Annotated in this window: 1 protein-coding gene; it reads right to left on the reverse strand. The window is 38.8% G+C overall.

Annotation, left to right across the window (positions count from 1 at the left end; translation table 11 throughout):
* Positions 1–57: 57 nt before the first annotated feature.
* Positions 58–237: hypothetical protein (locus SB659_RS20485; protein WP_410551766.1), on the reverse strand; the 180-nt coding region annotated here is incomplete at its 5' end.

The following is a 237-nucleotide window of genomic DNA, read 5'->3' on the forward strand; positions in this document are numbered from 1 at the left end:
CTGAAGCGTAGCGTAAGACGGTCAAATTGATGGCTTTGTTATGGCCATTACATATGACTATCCACGCAAAAACCTTTTCATATATGACGCCTTGATGATTTCAAAAACTCCTTGACGCTCTTCTTCTGTCAAAACCTTATCCCCTATATCACCATATTTTTCGTATATTTTCCGATCTATCTCATGACGATGAGCACGCTGCTGAGAATATTCTATAATTTTGCCAACTCTCTCTTG

Source organism: Arthrobacter sp. SIMBA_036 (genome assembly GCF_046535135.1).
GTDB lineage: Bacteria > Actinomycetota > Actinomycetes > Actinomycetales > Micrococcaceae > Arthrobacter.